General features: G+C 72.6%; 14 protein-coding genes. 11 read left to right on the top strand and 3 right to left on the bottom strand.

Annotated features, from left to right (window positions below; translation table 11 throughout):
- The first annotated feature begins 6 nt into the window (after window positions 1-6).
- The 5 genes from pruA (at window position 7) to ACZ6EG_RS25830 (ending at window position 5,152) form a co-directional block, all read left to right on the top strand.
- Complete coding sequence (pruA, locus tag ACZ6EG_RS25810; protein WP_391971871.1) at window positions 7-1,638, top strand: L-glutamate gamma-semialdehyde dehydrogenase; 1,632 nt, start codon at window positions 7-9, stop codon at window positions 1,636-1,638.
- Window positions 1,639-1,716: 78 nt separating this feature from the next.
- On the top strand, window positions 1,717-2,265 hold the full coding sequence (locus tag ACZ6EG_RS25815; RefSeq protein ID WP_391971870.1) for a GNAT family N-acetyltransferase: 549 nt from the start codon (window positions 1,717-1,719) through the stop codon (window positions 2,263-2,265).
- A 257-nt stretch (window positions 2,266-2,522) separates the two neighbouring features.
- Window positions 2,523-2,654, top strand: coding sequence for a hypothetical protein (locus ACZ6EG_RS25820; protein WP_079030417.1), 132 nt, complete (start codon window positions 2,523-2,525; stop codon window positions 2,652-2,654).
- A gap of 95 nt (window positions 2,655-2,749) precedes the next feature.
- Window positions 2,750-3,802 (top strand): 3-isopropylmalate dehydrogenase, encoded by a 1,053-nt coding sequence (locus ACZ6EG_RS25825; RefSeq protein WP_391971869.1) that lies wholly within the window; start codon window positions 2,750-2,752, stop codon window positions 3,800-3,802.
- A 261-nt stretch (window positions 3,803-4,063) separates the two neighbouring features.
- Window positions 4,064-5,152 carry a branched-chain amino acid aminotransferase gene (locus ACZ6EG_RS25830; RefSeq protein WP_391971868.1) on the top strand — a complete coding sequence of 363 codons (1,089 nt, stop codon included), beginning with the start codon at window positions 4,064-4,066 and terminating at the stop codon, window positions 5,150-5,152.
- An 82-nt stretch (window positions 5,153-5,234) separates the two neighbouring features.
- On the opposite strand, the gene ACZ6EG_RS25835 is transcribed toward ACZ6EG_RS25830, so the two are convergent.
- Complete coding sequence (locus ACZ6EG_RS25835; protein ID WP_469607982.1) at window positions 5,235-6,695, bottom strand: cytosine permease; 1,461 nt, start codon at window positions 6,693-6,695, stop codon at window positions 5,235-5,237.
- Between the two features lie 145 nt (window positions 6,696-6,840).
- Between ACZ6EG_RS25835 and ureA the strand changes: the two genes are divergently transcribed.
- The 6 genes from ureA to ACZ6EG_RS25865 all read left to right on the top strand — a co-directional run bounded on the left by ureA (window position 6,841) and on the right by ACZ6EG_RS25865 (window position 14,275).
- Window positions 6,841-7,548 carry an urease subunit gamma gene (ureA, locus tag ACZ6EG_RS25840; RefSeq protein ID WP_469607985.1) on the top strand — a complete coding sequence of 236 codons (708 nt, stop codon included), beginning with the start codon at window positions 6,841-6,843 and terminating at the stop codon, window positions 7,546-7,548.
- Window positions 7,545-9,260 carry an urease subunit alpha gene (locus ACZ6EG_RS25845; protein WP_469607988.1) on the top strand — a complete coding sequence of 572 codons (1,716 nt, stop codon included), beginning with the start codon at window positions 7,545-7,547 and terminating at the stop codon, window positions 9,258-9,260. Before ureA ends, ACZ6EG_RS25845 begins: the two co-directional genes overlap by 4 nt.
- A 15-nt stretch (window positions 9,261-9,275) precedes the next feature.
- A complete protein-coding gene (locus ACZ6EG_RS25850; protein WP_391971864.1) occupies window positions 9,276-10,295 on the top strand; it encodes an agmatine deiminase family protein in 1,020 nt (339 codons plus the stop codon).
- A 12-nt stretch (window positions 10,296-10,307) separates the two neighbouring features.
- The gene (locus tag ACZ6EG_RS25855) at window positions 10,308-10,916 is read left to right on the top strand and encodes a TetR/AcrR family transcriptional regulator (RefSeq protein ID WP_356610522.1); all 609 of its coding nucleotides are present in this window, start codon (window positions 10,308-10,310) and stop codon (window positions 10,914-10,916) included.
- 328 nt (window positions 10,917-11,244) lie between these two features.
- Window positions 11,245-12,849: a citramalate synthase gene (gene cimA / locus ACZ6EG_RS25860; RefSeq protein WP_391971863.1), complete on the top strand. Its 1,605-nt coding sequence runs from the start codon at window positions 11,245-11,247 to the stop codon at window positions 12,847-12,849.
- A 61-nt stretch (window positions 12,850-12,910) separates the two neighbouring features.
- Complete coding sequence (locus tag ACZ6EG_RS25865) at window positions 12,911-14,275, top strand: hypothetical protein (protein ID WP_391971862.1); 1,365 nt, start codon at window positions 12,911-12,913, stop codon at window positions 14,273-14,275.
- Window positions 14,276-14,309: 34 nt separating this feature from the next.
- On the opposite strand, the gene ACZ6EG_RS25870 is transcribed toward ACZ6EG_RS25865, so the two are convergent.
- Window positions 14,310-15,479 (bottom strand): Cmx/CmrA family chloramphenicol efflux MFS transporter, encoded by a 1,170-nt coding sequence (locus ACZ6EG_RS25870; protein ID WP_469607995.1) that lies wholly within the window; start codon window positions 15,477-15,479, stop codon window positions 14,310-14,312.
- Between the two features lie 182 nt (window positions 15,480-15,661).
- Complete coding sequence (locus ACZ6EG_RS25875) at window positions 15,662-16,594, bottom strand: DMT family transporter (protein WP_469608187.1); 933 nt, start codon at window positions 16,592-16,594, stop codon at window positions 15,662-15,664.
- Between the last annotated feature and the right edge of the window lie 38 nt (window positions 16,595-16,632).

Below are 16,632 nucleotides of genomic sequence, written 5' to 3' on the forward strand. Positions count from 1 at the left end.
GAACCCATGGACGCTGTGACCCAGGTCCCCACGCCCGTCAACGAGCCGGTGCACGGCTACGCCCCCGGTTCGCCCGAGCGCGCCCGTCTGGAGGCCAAGCTCCGCGAGCTGGCCGACAACCCGATCGACCTGCCCTGCACCATCGGCGGCGAGAAGCGGATGGGCGGCGGCGACCGCTTCGACGTCGTGCAGCCGCACAACCACAAGGCCCGCCTGGGCACCTACGCGAACGCCACCCAGCAGGACGCCCAGGACGCGATCGACGCCGCCCTGGCCGCCGCCCCGGCGTGGCGCGCGATGTCCTTCGACGACCGCGCGGCGATCATCCTGCGCGCCGCCGAGCTGCTGTCCGGCCCGTGGCGCGAGACCATCGCCGCCTCCACCATGCTCGGTCAGTCCAAGACGGCCCAGCAGGCCGAGATCGACAGCCCCTGTGAGCTGGTCGACTTCTGGCGCTTCAACGTGCACTACGCCCGCCAGATCCTGGCCGAGCAGCCCCCGGCCAACTCCCCGGGCGTGTGGAACCGCATGGACCACCGTCCGCTGGAGGGCTTCGTCTACGCGATCACGCCCTTCAACTTCAGCGCCATCGCGGCCAACCTGCCCACCGCCCCGGCCCTCATGGGCAACGTGGTGGTCTGGAAGCCGTCCCCGACGCAGACCCACGCCGCCGTGCTGCTGATGCAGCTGCTGGAGGAGGCCGGGCTGCCCAAGGGCGTCATCAACCTCGTCACCGGCGACGGCATCGCGGTCTCCGAGGTCGCGCTGGAGCACCGGGACCTCGCGGGCATCCACTTCACCGGCTCGACCCCCACCTTCCAGCACCTGTGGAAGACGGTCGGCAACAACATCGCGAAGTACCGCACCTACCCGCGTCTGGTCGGCGAGACCGGCGGCAAGGACTTCCTCGTCGCCCACCCCTCGGCCGACCGCGCCGTCCTCAAGACCGCCCTGACCCGCGGTGCCTTCGAGTACCAGGGCCAGAAGTGCAGCGCCACCTCCCGCGCGTACATCCCGGCGTCCATCTGGAACGACGGCTTCAAGGAGGAGTTCGCCGCCGAGGTCGACTACCTCACCATGGGTGACGTCACCGACCTGTCGAACTTCATGGGCGCCGTCATCGACGAGCGGTCCTTCGCCAAGAACAAGGCCGCCATCGACCGCGCCAAGGCCGACGAGACCTGCACGATCGTCGCGGGCGGCTCCTACGACGACTCGGTCGGCTACTTCGTCCGCCCGACCGTCGTCGAGTGCACCGACCCGGAGAACGAGGTCTTCCGCACCGAGTACTTCGGCCCGTTCCTCGCCGTCCACGTCTACGAGGACGACCGGTACGACGAGATGCTGACCCAGATGGAGGCGGTCTCGGACTACGCCCTCACCGGCTCGGTCATCTCGGGCGACCGCGCGGCGGCGGCGTACACGATGGAGAAGCTGCGCTACGCGGCCGGCAACTTCTACATCAACGACAAGTCGACCGGTGCCGTGGTCGGCCAGCAGCCCTTCGGCGGCGGTCGCGCCTCCGGCACCAACGACAAGGCCGGCGCCCCGCAGAACCTGATGCGCTGGACCCTGACCCGCGCCATCAAGGAGACGCTGGTCGCCCCGACCGACTACGCGTACCCGCACATGGGCTGACGCCCACTCCGCGCCGCACGGGCCAGGTCCTCGCCGGACCTGGCCCGTCCGCGTGTCCGGCCGCCCGATACTGGGCCCATGACCGCTCCCGGCCCCTTCCTGCGCAGCGCCCACACCGCCGACCTCACGCCCGGGGAACTGCGTGCCGCCCGCGCCCTCACGGACCTCGCCTTCGACGGCGACTTCGCCGACGCGGACTGGGAGCACGCCCTCGGCGGCATGCACGCGCTCGTCCTCGACGACGCCGGGCTCGCCGCGCACGGCGCCGTCGTCATGCGCCGGGTCCGGCACCGCGACCGCTGGCTGCGTGTCGGGTACGTGGAGGCCGTCGCCGTCCGCCCGGACGTCCGCCGCACCGGGCTCGGCGGGCGGGTGATGGCCGAGCTGGAGCGGATCGTCGACCGGGCGTACGACGCCGGGATGCTCTCCGCCAGTGACGAAGGGGTGCGCCTCTACACCGGCCGGGGCTGGCGGCAGTGGACGGGCCGGGTCTCGGCCCTCGGCCCGGAGGGCGCCGTGCACCTGCCGGAGGAGGAGGGCGGCACCTACGTCCGGCCTGCCCTCGCCGGCCCCCTGGACCCCGCGCACGGACTGCTCTTCGACTGGCGGGACGGGGACGTGCTGTAGGTGTCACCGCAGGTCGGAGGGGTGTGATCCACTCCACCGTCTCAGATAGTAGGAAGTCCGAGTAATTGTGGAGACAGACGCTCCGCGCTCCCTTAGTTTTGTAGGAGCCGAACGTCCCGCTCGATCGAGCGGATTGCGGTCGTGAGCCGGGCCCCGTGCAGGCAACCCCTGCGGACCGTGCTCCCCGCCCCTTCCGGCCTCTCGCGATCCCCCCTTTCTCCGCACCCGTGTGTGCTGTGCCGAAGGAGCCGATTCCCATGGCCGAGACCACCGTCCGCCGCCGAGTCCGCCACCTCTCCCGTACCGCCGACTCCGACCGCAAGAACGCCGCTGCCGCCCTCCAGCGCGCCCTCGACCGCCGGGACAACGGCGGCTCCACCGGCCACTGAGCGGGCTCGACGGGAGCCCGGCGGGGCGGACGGCCGCGTGTCCGCATGCCGGACACCGCATGTCATCCCGTGGGACGGGGAGTAGGGTGCTGCGCATGTCGGCTAGCTCTCGCATCCTCAATCTCGCAGTGATTCCCGGTGACGGCATCGGCCAGGAGGTCGTGGCCGAGGGTCTCAAGGTCCTCTCCGCCGTCCTCCCGCAGGATGTGAAGCTGGAGACCAAGGAGTTCGACTTCGGCGCCCGGCGCTACCACGCCACCGGTGAGACCCTCACCGACGCCGACCTCGACGCCCTCAAGGACCACGACGCGATCCTCCTCGGCGCGATCGGCGACCCCTCGGTGCCGTCGGGCGTGCTGGAGCGCGGCTTCCTGCTCAAGCTCCGCTTCGCCTTCGACCACCACGTCAACCTGCGGCCCTCCAAGCTGCTGCCGGGTGTCGCCACCCCGCTCGCCGGCCAGCCGGAGATCGACTTCGTCGTCGTCCGCGAAGGCACCGAAGGCCCGTACACGGGCAACGGCGGCACCATCCGCAAGGGCACCGAGCACGAGGTCGCCACCGAGGTCTCCGTCAACACCGCCTTCGGCGTCGAGCGCGTCGTCCGCGACGCCTTCGCCCGCGCCCAGGCCCGCCCCCGCAAGAAGCTCACGCTGGTCCACAAGAACAACGTGCTGACCTTCGCGGGCCACCTGTGGACGAACGTCTTCAACAAGGTGGCCGAGGAGTACCCCGAGGTCACCACCGACTACATCCACGTCGACGCCGCGACGATCTACCTCGTCACCGACCCCGGCCGCTTCGACGTCATCGTCACCGACAACCTCTTCGGCGACATCATCACCGACCTCGCCGCGGCCGTCTCCGGCGGCATCGGCGTCGCCGCGAGCGGGAACATCAACCCCTCGGGCGACTTCCCCTCGATGTTCGAGCCGGTCCACGGATCCGCGCCCGACATCGCCGGCCAGGGCAAGGCCGACCCCACCGCCACGGTCCTGTCCGTCGCCCTGCTGCTGCGCCACCTCGGCCACGAGGCCGAGGCGGCCCGCATCGAGGAAGCGGTCTCCGCCGACCTCGGCGAGCGCGCCGGCAAGCCCGCCCGCTCCACGTCGGAGATCGGTGACGCGCTCGCCGTACGAGTAGCCGGCTGACCCGCCGCGCCACTCGATCGAAACCCTTTCGAAGCCGCCGGGTCCAGAAACAAGGCACCCGGCGGCTTTCTCCTGCGTCCGCCAGGTGCGACCATCGAGCCCTGGGCCGCATTCACCCCGTTTCACCCGTCGCCGCTCGCGCGCGATAATCGAACGCGAAGCCGCGACCTGAGGGAATGCTCGGACGTCCTAGCACTGGCCACCGGCCGTACGGGCGTGACAGCGGCCCGTCACAATCAAACCGGTGAAGGACATCAACCCATGACGACGCCCACGATCGAGCTCAAGCCCTCCGCCACCCCGCTCTCCGACGCCGAGCGCGCGGCGATCCTGTCCGCCCCCGGGTTCGGCCGCCACTTCACCGACCACATGGTGACGATCAAGTGGACCGAGGGCCGCGGCTGGCACGACGGACAGCTCGTCCCGTACGGCCCGCTCGCCCTCGACCCGGCCACCATGGTCCTGCACTACGCGCAGGAGATCTTCGAGGGACTGAAGGCCTACCGCCGCCCCGACGGTTCCGTCGCCACCTTCCGGCCGGAGAAGAACGCGCAGCGCTTCCAGGCCTCCTCGCGCCGCCTGGGCATGCCGGAGCTGCCGGTGGAGACCTTCATCGAGGCGTGCGACGCGCTGGTGCGGCAGGACGAGAAGTGGGTGCCGGCGCACGGCGGCGAGGAGTCCCTCTACCTGCGCCCCTTCATGATCGCGACCGAGGTCGGCCTGGGCGTGAAGCCGGCCAACGAGTACCTGTTCCTGGTCATCGCCTCCCCGGCCGGCGCGTACTTCCCGGGCGGCGTCAAGCCCGTCTCCATCTGGGTCTCCGAGGACCGCGTCCGCGCCGTCCCCGGCGGCATGGGCGACGCCAAGACCGGCGGCAACTACGCCGCGTCCCTGCTCGCCCAGGCCGAGGCCGCCACCAAGGGCTGCGACCAGGTCTGCTACCTGGACGCGGTCGAGCACCGGTGGGTCGAGGAGCTCGGCGGCATGAACCTGTACTTCGTGTACGGGGACAAGATCGTCACCCCGTCCCTCACCGGCTCCATCCTGGAGGGCGTCACCCGTGACTCCCTGCTCACCGTCGCCCGCGACCTGGGGTACGAGGCCGAGGAGGGCCGCGTCTCGGTCGAGCAGTGGCAGCGCGACTCGGAGAACGGCTCCCTCACCGAGGTCTTCGCCTGCGGTACGGCGGCCGTGATCACGCCGGTCGGCACCGTCAAGCGCGCCGGTGCGCAGTGGCAGCAGAGCGGGGGCGAGACCGGTGAGGTCACGCAGCGGCTGCGGGACGCCCTGCTGGACATCCAGCGGGGTACCGCGGAGGACAAGCACGGCTGGATGCACCGCCTGGCCTGACACCGGCACCGGCACCGGCAGCGTAAGAGGTGACGAGGGCGGGGCGCGCCGGCTCGTACGGGCGCCCCCCGCCCCCCGGGCGCTAGGCGGGCCCGCCTCCCGGACCGGCCGCCGGTCCTCCGGCCGCGGCCCCCGCGCCCGCCGCCGCCGGTGCCGTCGCCACGGCGGCACCGGGAACGGCGAGCAGGTACACCGCTCCGCCCACCAGCCCCGACAGCAGGAAGCTGCAGTCCACCCCGCCGGTCAGCGACAGCAGCGGACCCTCGTACGACGGCAGTGACACCGCCAGCACACCGACGACCGCGCCCGCCGCCCAGGCCGCCGTGGCCGGGATGTTCCAGCCCGCGCGGTACCAGTAGGCGCCGCCCCTGGCCCGGCGGTTGAAGACCTGGAGCGCGTCGGCGTCGTACTCCCCGCCGCAGCGGACGAAGCCGATCATCGTGATCACCGCCCACGGGGTGCCGATCGCCGTCAGCAGCAGCACGAACGACGTCATCGCCGACTGCGCGTCCCAGGCGTAGTGCCCGGCGAAGACGCACGCCGTGGCGACGACGGCGACGGCACAGGTCGCCCGGGCGCGGGAGGCGCGCGGCAGGATGGCGTCCAGGTCCAGGCCCATGGAGTACAGCATCAGGCCCGCGTTGCCGACCGAGCCCGCGGAGGCGGCCAGCAGCAGCGGGACCAGGTACCAGGTGGGCGCGGCGTCGACCAGCGGCCCCGCGTAGTCCAGCGCGGCACGGGCCGCGTACGAGGTGAAGGTGCCGAAGAGCTGCGGCACCAGCAGCCCCAGCATCAGCCCCAGCCAGGTCGCGTGCAGCACCCGGCGGGAGGTGAAGCGGGCCGGCGAGATGTAGCGGGTGTAGTCGCCGAGCAGGGTGATGAAGGCGATCGGCCCGGACAGCCCGGCGGCCACGACCGCGAGCAGCCACGTGGGCCAGAACCCGCCCAGCAGGTAGCCGCCCGTCTCCGGCAGCGCGGCGGTGGTGAAGCCGGGGGCGTAGGCGATCACGCCCAGCACCAGCAGGGCGGTCATGCCGTACGCCAGCACCTTGGACATCGCGAGCAGCACCCGGTAGCCGTAGACCGCGCCCGCCACCGTGGCCGCGGCGAGCAGCCCGTACACGACGGCGTACGAGGCCCCGCCCTGCGGCAGGCCGAAGAGCCGGCCGAGGACGCCCATCATCACGTCCCCGCCGATCCACACGGTCAGCGCCGTGTAGCCGAGGGCGAGGAGCAGGCCGACCACCGAGCCGACCAGTCGCCCGCGCACCCCGAACTGGGCGCCCGACGACGTCGACAGGTTGGTGCCGGTCCGCAGGGAGACCAGGGCCAGCGGGGCGGTGAACGCGGTGCCGACGACCGTGCCCGCCAGCACGGCACCGACCGACGCCCACCAGCCCAGGCCGAAGGAGGGCGGGAGCCAGCCGAAGACGATCACGCCGAGGCAGAGGTTGGAGCCGAGCAGGATCGAGACGAGGTCCCGCGGCCCGCTGGTGCGTTCCTCCTCGGGGATGGTGTCGACTCCGTGCTGTTCTATCGGCATGGCTGGTCTCCTTCGACGGCTGCCCGGGCAGTTAGAGCGTCGTTCAATGTGACGCCTGACTCCGGTGTCCGTCAACGGTTCCGTTCCATGTACTCGACGTTTAGAGTGATGCTCTAATCTGTGGAAGGCAAGGAGGTGCCGCGTCGTGAGACTGACTCCCACGGAACGTGACCGTCTGCTGCTCTTCGGGGCGGCCGAGCTGGCCCGGGCCCGCCGCGCCCGAGGGCTCAGGCTGAACGTGCCGGAGGCGACCGCGCTGATCGCGGACACGGTGTGCGAGGCCGCCCGGGACGGCGCGCGCCTCGCCGAGGCCGTCGACCGCGCCCGGTCCGTGCTCGGCGCCGACGACGTGCTGCCCGGGGTCGCGGACGTGGTCACCGAGGTGCACGTGGAAGCCGTCTTCGACGACGGGTCCCGGCTCGCGGTGGTCTCCGACCCGATCGGGGGCGGCGCGCTCGGCCCCGAGGGCCCGGGCGCCCTGCTGCCGGGCCCGGACCACGCCGAACCCGAGGCGGCGCTGCGCCTGCCGGTCACCAACACGGCGAGCGTGCCCGTCTCGGTCACCTCCCACTTCCACTTCTTCGAGGCCAACCCCCGCCTGGACTTCGACCGCGAGCGGGCCTACGGCATGCGCCTGGCCGTCCCCGCCGGCTCGTCGGTGCGCTTCGGGCCCGGGGAGAGCGCCGAGGTAGGTCTCGTGCCCATCGGCGGACGGCGCGTCGCGATCGGCTTCGCCGGGCTGGTCGACGGGCCGCTGGACGCGCCGGGGGCGAAGGCGGAGGCCCTGCGCCGGGCGGCGGCCTGCGGATATCTGGGAATCACCCGGGGGGCACCGGAAGGAGACGGGCGATGAGCCGCTCGAAGGGACGCGAGGTCAGCGAGTCGATCCACATCGACCCCCACGCCTACGCCGCCACCCACGGCCCCCGGGCCGGCGACCGCCTCCGCCTCGGCGACTCGGGCCTGGTGATCCGCGTCGAGTCCGACGCCCAGCGGCACGGCGACGAGTTCCTCGCCGGCTTCGGCAAGACCGCCCGCGACGGACTGCACCTCAAGGCCGCCGCCGTCCGGGACACCTGCGACGTCGTGATCAGCAACGTCGTCGTGATCGACGCGGCGCAGGGCATTCGGAAGGTGTCGATCGGCATCCGCGAGGGGCGCATCCACGCCATCGGGCGGGCCGGCAACCCGGACACCCTGGACGGGATCGACGTCGTGGTCGGCACGGGCACGTCCCTCGTGTCCGGCGAGGGCCTGATCGCCACCGCCGGTGCCGTCGACACCCATGTCCACCTGCTCTCCCCGCGCATCATGGAGGCCTCGCTCGCGTCCGGCGTGACGACGATCATCGGGCAGGAGTTCGGCCCGGTGTGGGGCGTCGGCGTCAACTCGCCCTGGGCGCTGAAGCACGCCTTCGGGGCCTTCGACGCCTGGCCGGTCAACATCGGCTTCCTGGGCCGGGGCTCCTCCTCGCACGAGGCGCCGCTGATCGAGGCGCTGGCCGAGGGCGGCGCGAGCGGCTTCAAGGTGCACGAGGACATGGGCGCCCACACCCGCGCCCTGGACACCGCGCTGCGCGTCGCCGAGGAGCACGACGTCCAGGTCGCCCTGCACAGCGACGGGCTGAACGAGTGCCTCTCCGTGGAGGACACCCTCCGCGTCCTGGAGGGCCGCACCATCCACGCCTTCCACATCGAGGGCTGCGGCGGCGGACACGTCCCCAACGTGCTGAAGATGGCCGGCGTCCCGAACGTCATCGGCTCCTCCACCAACCCCACCCTGCCCTTCGGCCGGGACGCGGTCGCCGAGCACTACGGCATGATCGTCTCCGTCCACGACCTCAAGACGGAGCTGCCGGGCGACGCCGCCATGGCCCGCGACCGCATCCGCGCCGGGACCATGGGCGCCGAGGACGTGCTGCACGACCTGGGGGCCATCGGCATCACCTCCTCCGACGCGCAGGGCATGGGCCGGGCCGGCGAGACGGTCCGCCGCACCTTCGCCATGGCCGGCAAGATGAAGGCCGAGTTCGGCGCCCCCGACGCCGACCAGGACAACGAGCGCGTCCTGCGCTACATCGCCAAGCTCACCCTGAACCCGGCCATCGCCCACGGCCTGGCCCACGAGGTCGGCTCCCTCGAGGTCGGCAAGCTCGCCGACATCGTCCTGTGGCGCCCCGAGTACTTCGGAGCCAAGCCGCAGCTCGTCCTCAAGTCGGGCTTCCCGGCCTACGGCGTGGTCGGCGACCCGAACGCGGCCACCGACACCTGCGAACCGCTGGTCCTCGGCCCCCAGTTCGGCGCGCACGGCGCCACCCCGGCCGAGATCTCCGTGGCCTTCGTCTCCCAGGCCGCCGTGGACCAGGGGCACGACACGATGCCCACCCGGCGCCGCCGGGTCGCCGTGCGCGGCACCCGCGGCATCGGACCGGCCGACCTGCGTCTCAACTCGCGTACCGGACAGGTCGACGTCGACCAGCGCACCGGCCTGGTCACCCTCGACGGCGACCCGCTGCGCTCCGAACCGGCCGAGTCGGTCTCCCTGAACCGCCTGTACTTCCTCTGACCCCAGGACACCTCCATGACCTTCCGCATGCCCCCCGAGTGGGCCCCGCACGAACGCACCTGGATGGCCTGGCCCGGCCCCAACCCGACGTTCACGAACGACGAGGAGCTGGCCGAGGCCCGTTCGGCCTGGGCGTCCGTCGCCCGCGCGGTGCGCCGCTTCGAGCCGGTGACCGTGGTGCACGGGCCAGGCCAGGGCGCCGCCGCGCGCGAACTGCTCGGACCGGACGTCGACCTGGTCGAGCGCGAACTGGACGACGCCTGGATGCGGGACATCGGCCCGACCTTCGTGACGGACGGGCAGGGCGGGCTGGCCGCCGTGGACTGGGTGTTCAACGGCTGGGGCGCCCAGGACTGGGCCCGCTGGGAGCACGACTCCAAGATCGCCCGCCATGTCGCGGACCTCGCCGGCGCCCCGGTCCTGAGCAGCACCCTGGTCAACGAGGGCGGCGCGATCCACGTCGACGGCGAAGGGACGGTCCTGCTGACCGACACCGTCCAGCTCGGCTCCGGCCGCAACCCCGGCTGGACCCGCGAGGAGGTCGAGACCGAGATCCACGCCAGGCTCGGCACCACCAAGGCGATCTGGCTCCCGCACGGCCTGGCCGGCGACTACGGCAGGTACGGCACCCAGGGCCACGTCGACATCGTCGCGGCCTTCGCGCGGCCGGGCACCGTCGTCGTGCACAGCCAGCGCGACCCCGCCCACCCCGACCACGCCCGCTCCCGGACGTACGTGGACCTCCTGCGGAGGCAGACCGACGCCCGGGGCCGTCGCCTGGAGGTCGTCGAGATCCCCGCCCCGACGGTCCTGAAGGACGAGGAGGGCGACTGGGTCGACTACTCGTACATCAACCACTACCTGTGCAACGACGGCGTCGTCCTGTGCGGCTTCGACGACCCGAACGACGAACTCGCGGCGGGCATCTTCCGCCGTCTGTTCCCCGAGCGCACGGTGACCCTGGTGGACGCCCGTACGATCTTCGCGGGCGGTGGAGGCATCCACTGCATCACGCAACAGCAGCCGAGGATCTAGAAGGAGTCAGCCATGGCCGGTGCGGCGCGTGCGCGGAAGAACGCCCCGCCGCGCGAGGACGTCCTCGCCGCAGCCATGGAGATGATCGCCGAGCGCGGCCTGGAGAAGCTCACCATGGCGGCGCTCGGCCGTGAGGTCGGCATGAGCAGCGGGCACCTCCTCTACTACTTCCACTCCAAGGACGAACTGCTGCTGCGCACCCTGGAGTGGAGCGAGGGCCGCCTCGGCGTCGCCCGCGGCCGGCTGCTCACCCGGCCCGGGACGGCCCGCGAACGCCTCGACGCCTACGTCGACCTGTACGTCCCCGAAGGCCACCGCGACCCGCACTGGACGTTGTGGCTGGAGGTGTGGAACCGCTCGCAGAACGCGGACGACGACGCCCGCGACCGGCAGGCCGCCATCGAGGGCGCCTGGCACCGCGACCTGGTCGCGCTGCTGGCCGAGGGCGTCTCGCGCGGCGAGTTCCGCCCCGTCGACGCCGACCGTTTCGCGTCCCGGCTGCGCGCCCTCCTCGACGGTCTCGCCATCCACGTGGCGATCGGACTGCGGGGGACGGACCGGACGCAGGTCCTCCGTCACGTGCGGGAGTTCCTGGCGGACGGTCTCCTCGCGGACGTCTGAATCCGGGTCCGGCCCGTTCCCCGGACGGGCGCCGCCCGCATCCTGAGACGGGCCGTGAACCGCGGGACGGACTGTGCCAGACTCCCCCCGTGCTCTCGTTCGCCATGATTATTGGCAGCAGGCGCGCCGGTCCGCAGTGACCACCGCGTACGACCAGGTACGGGTGGACACCGTCGTCCTCGACCCGCGCGCAGACCTCTCGCACCCGCGAGAGGTTTTTCGTTTTCCTGGCCCACCTCCAGCCGGGAAGAGAGCGCGAGGGATCATAGACGGACGGTGGAACCGGTCATTCCGGTAGACCGAGATCCCCAACAGGAGTCTTCAGATCATGACCGCAACCAGCGAACTCGACGATTCGTTCCACGTCTTCGACACCACCCTGCGCGACGGCGCGCAGCGCGAGGGCATCAACCTCACGGTCGCGGACAAGCTGGCCATCGCACGGCACCTGGACGACTTCGGCGTGGGCTTCATCGAGGGCGGCTGGCCCGGCGCCAACCCGCGGGACACCGAGTTCTTCGCCCGGGCCCAGCAGGAGATCGACTTCAAGCACGCCCAGCTGGTGGCCTTCGGCTCCACCCGTCGCGCCGGTGCGACCGCCGCCCAGGACCACCAGGTCAAGGCGCTCCTGGAGTCGGGTGCCCAGGTGATCACCCTGGTCGCCAAGTCCCACGACCGGCACGTCGAGCTGGCGCTGCGCACCACGCTCGACGAGAACCTGGCGATGGTCGCCGACACCGTCTCCTACCTGAAGGAGCAGGGTCGACGCGTCTTCGTGGACTGCGAGCACTTCTTCGACGGCTACCGCGCCAACCCCGAGTACGCCAAGGCCGTCGTCCGCGCCGCCGCCGAGGCGGGCGCCGACGTCGTCATCCTGTGCGACACCAACGGCGGCATGCTCCCGGCGCAGATCCAGGCCGTGGTCTCCACGGTGCTGGCCGACACCGGAGCCCGGCTCGGCATCCACGCCCAGGACGACACCGGCTGCGCCGTCGCCAACACCCTCGCCGCGGTCGACGCGGGCGCCACCCACGTCCAGTGCACGGCCAACGGCTACGGCGAGCGCGTCGGCAACGCCAACCTCTTCCCGGTCGTGGCCGCGCTGGAGCTGAAGTACGGCAAGAAGGTGCTGCCCGAGGGCCGGCTGCGCGAGATGACGAGGATCTCGCACGCCATCGCCGAGGTCGTCAACCTCACCCCCTCCACGCACCAGCCCTACGTCGGTGTGTCCGCCTTCGCGCACAAGGCGGGCCTGCACGCCTCCGCGATCAAGGTCGACCCGGACCTGTACCAGCACATCGACCCCGAGCTGGTCGGCAACACCATGCGGATGCTGGTCTCCGACATGGCCGGCCGCGCCTCCATCGAACTGAAGGGCAAGGAACTCGGCATCGACCTCGGCGGCGACCGCGAACTGGTCGGCCGGGTCGTCGAGCGGGTCAAGGAACGCGAGCTGGCCGGCTACACGTACGAGGCGGCGGACGCGAGCTTCGAGCTGCTGCTGCGTGCGGAGGTCGAGGGCGGACCGCTCAAGTACTTCGAGGTCGAGTCCTGGCGCGCGATCACCGAGGACCGCCCCGACGGCACCCACGCCAACGAGGCCACGGTGAAGCTCTGGTCCAAGGGCGAGCGGATCGTCGCCACGGCGGAGGGCAACGGGCCGGTCAACGCCCTGGACCGCGCCCTGCGCGTCGCCCTGGAGCGGATCTACCCGGAGCTGGCCAAGCTCGACCTGGTCGACTACAAGGTCCGCATCCTGGAGGGCGTGCACGGCACCCAGTCCACCACCAGGGTCCTCATCTCCACGGGCGACGGGACGGGGGAGTGGTCCACGGTGGGCGTCGCGGAGAACGTCATCGCCGCCTCCTGGCAGGCGCTGGAGGACGCGTACACCTACGGGCTGCTGCGGGCGGGGGTCACGCCCGCCGAGTGAGGCCGGCATCTCTCACCCGTTCTGATGTCTTATTGAGGTCGTTTCGGGTACTTTCGAACGTATGAAGGGCGTTCGCATTCGTGTCCTCATACGCCTCCTGGTCGCGCCGGTCATCGCCGCGCTGGCGGTGCTGATGGCCGGTGCGCCCGGCGCCCAGGCGGCCACCGACGTCTCCGAGATCGGCGCGGCCCTGCGCGAGAGTCCCGTCTACGTGGACCCGGCCGCGTCCGACCTGCTGTCCCGGTCGGACGCGGAAGCGCTCGCCGACAAGATCGAGGACGCGAACGAGCCCGTCTTCGTCGCGGTCCTCCCGGCCGACTACCCGACCGCGAACCTCTTCCAGAACCTGCGCACCGAGACCGGCATCACCGGGCTGTACGGCGTCCGGCTCGGCGACGAGTTCGACGCGCGCGCCGACAGCAGCGTGCTGAGCCGCCAGGGCGTGAACAACCTCGTCACGGCCGCGCAGGGCGCCGGCGACACCAAGGCCCAGCTGAACGACTTCGTCGACGACGCGCTGCGCAGCGTGCGCGGCTCGGCCCCGGCGTCCTGGGACTCCGGCGGCGGGGCCGCCCCCACCGGCGCCCTGATCACCGCGGGCGCGGTCGTGGCGGCCGGCGGCGCGGGCGCCTACGCGATCGCCCGGCGCAACCGGCGCCGCCGCGAGGAGGAGCAGCGCGTGGCCCTGGAGCGGCTGCGGGTCGTGGTCGACGAGGACATCACCGCCTTCGGCGAGGAACTCGACCGCCTGGACTTCCACCCCGGCGAGCCGGGCGCCGACGACGCGATGCGCGCGGACTACGAACAGAGCCTGGACGCCTACGAGAAGGCCAAGGCCTTCATGGCGGACGCCCGGCGGCCGGAGGACGTGCGCGCGGTCACCCAGGCCCTGGAGGACGGGCGCTTCTCCCTCGCCCGGCTCGCCGCCCGCCGGGAGGGGAAGCCACTGCCCGAGCGCCGCCCGCCGTGCTTCTTCGACCCGCGCCACGGCCCCTCGGTCACCGACGTCACCTGGACCCCGCCGGGCGGCGCCACCCGCGAGGTGCCGGTCTGCGCGGCCGACCAGGCCCGGCTGTCCGACGGGCGGGACCCCATGATCCGCGAGGTGGACACCGAGTACGGCCGCCGGCCCTACTGGGACGCCGGTCCGGCCTACGGCCCCTGGGTGGGCGGCTACTTCGGCGCCGGCATCCTGCCCGGCCTGCTGGTCGGCACCATGCTGGGCGGCCTGATGGCGGGCCCCGCCTACGGAGCCGGTTACGGCGCCGGTTACGGCGACTTCGGCGGCCACGAGGGCGGTGACGTGTCCGGCGGCGACTTCGACCCGGGCGACTTCGGCGGCGGCTTCGGGGGCGGTGACTTCGGCGGGGGCGGCGGCTTCGGCGGCGGCGGAGGAGGGGACTTCGGCGGGGGCGGCGGCTTCTGAGCGGGCGGGCGGTGCGGCCACCGCCCGCCCGAGGTCAGCCCCGCACCGTCCGCCACGCGCGGGCGGCCGGGGCGACCGACACCGCGAGGGCGAGGACGAGGGCGCCGGTCACCAGCCCCGCACTGACCCACACCGGCGACCGGTACCCGAACCCCCCGCCGATCGCCGCACCCCCGGCCCAGGGACCCAGCGCCGCGCCCACGTTGAACGCGGCCGTCGCGAAGCCCCCGGCCAGCGTGGGAGCGTCCGGCGCCGCGTACAGCGCCTGGGAGATCAGCGTGGAACCGACCCCGAAGGACAGGGCGCCCAGCAGGAACACGAGCCCGAGCGCCACAGCGGGGCTCCCCGCGCCGAGCGCGAGCGCGCACCACCCGGCGCACAGTGCGGCCCCGCCCGCCGTCAGCACCCGCACCGGATGCCGGTCGGCGAACCGCCCGCCGACGGTCACCCCGAGGAAGGACCCCGCGCCGAACAGCGCCAGCACCCCGGGCACCCACCCGCCGTCCAGCCCGCCGACCTCGGTGGCCAGCGGCGCGAGGTAGGTGAACGTGCAGAAGGTCGCCCCGTTGACCAGCGCGGCCAGCAGCAACGTGAGCCGCAGCCGGGGAGCGCGCAGCGCCCTCAGCTCGCCCCGCAGCGGGGGAGGCGTGGCCTCGGCGGCGCCGCCCGGCACCGACCGGGCCACCGCCACCACCGCGGGCACCGCCAGCAGCGCCACCGCCCAGAACGCGGAGCGCCAGCCCCACACCTGGCCGAGCAGCGCCCCCGCGGGCACCCCGATCACGCAGGCCAGGGTGACCCCGCCCAGCAGCGTGGACGTCGCCCGGCCCTTGGCCCCGGGCTCGGCCAGGTCGGCGGCGGTCACCAGGGCGACGGCCAGGAACCCGGCGTTGGCCAGGGCTCCGACCACCCGGGTGGCGAGCAGCACCTCGAAGCTGCCGGTGAGGGCACCGACGACATGAACGGCGAGGAAGACGCAGAGGAAGCCCAGCAGGGCGCCCCGCCGCGACCACCGCCTGCCGAGGGCCGCCATCAGCGGCGCCCCGACGACCATCCCCACCGCGAAGGCCGAGGTCAGCGCCCCGGCCGCAGGCACGGTGACCTGAAGATCCCTGGCGATGTCCGGCACCAGCCCGGACAGCATGAACTCGGAGGTTCCCTGGGCGAACACGGCAAGGCCCAGGAGAAGAAGAGCGAACGGCATGAAGAAACTCCGCACCCGGAAGTCGACATCGGTCACGACACGGCGGACGGCCGTCCGGTGGCGGTGCGACGACGAGGACCCGGGTACGCGCGCGGCGCGTCCCTCAGCCCGGCATCACGAGCGGCCACCGGAGGACCGGTGGCCTGAGTCTGTCGGCTTCGGGGCTGTTCACACCGGGCAGGTTAGCGCTTCCCGGCGCGGGCCACGACCGGATAATCGGCCGCGGACCGGGTGGCCCGGGTCCCGGACGGGGCGCGCCCACGGCGCACGACGACGACCGCCGCGAGGCCGACGGCCAGGCCCAGGGCGGTCTGCACGCCGAAGGGCTCGCCGAACATCAGGGCGCCCCACACGGCCGTGACCGGAGCCATGAGGAACATGAGGGTGTTGACCTCGGTGATGCCGGACCGGCGCAGGATCAGCCAGTACAGCCCGTAGCCGCCGAAGGTGGGCAGCACCACGAGCCAGGCGGTCGCCACCCAGAACGAGGAGTCGGCGGGCGGGGCGGTCGCACCCAGGCCGGCCGCCAGGCCGGAGAAGAGGACGGCGCTGGTCACGCAGTGGATCGTCAGCGCCACCCGGGGCTCGGCCGGCGCGGGGGAGCGGCCCTCCAGGAAGGTGGCCGCCACCAGGGACAGCATGCCGAGGAAGGGCACGCCGTACGCCCACCAGGCCACGTCCGCGCCCGCCGCCGTGGCGTCGGCCACCGTCACCGTGGCCACACCGGCCAGGCCCAGCCACAGCCCGAACCACTGCCGGCGCGAGACGTACTGCCGCAGCAGGGGACCCGCGAGCGCACCGGCGACGAGCGGCTGGACCCCGTCGATCAGGGCGGTGGTGCCGCTGGAGACGCCGAGCTGGATGGCGTAGTAGACGCTGAGGAGGTAGCCGCTCTGCGACAGCGCGCCGATGGCGACCTGCCGGCCGGCCTCCCTGCGGGTCAGCCCGCGCCACGCCCCTCGCGACAGGGCCGCGACGGCCACGAGGACCAGGGCCAGCGGTACGAAGCGCCACATCAGAAGCGTGGACGCGTCCGCCGTGCCCGCGCCGAGCTTGGCGCCGATGAAGCCGGAGCTCCAGCACAGTACGAAGGCGAGCGAGAGCAGGACGTTCACGTCGACCACATCCCGTAGTAGACAGATCGGTTTACTGG

This window comes from Streptomyces sp. NPDC041968 (assembly GCF_055589025.1).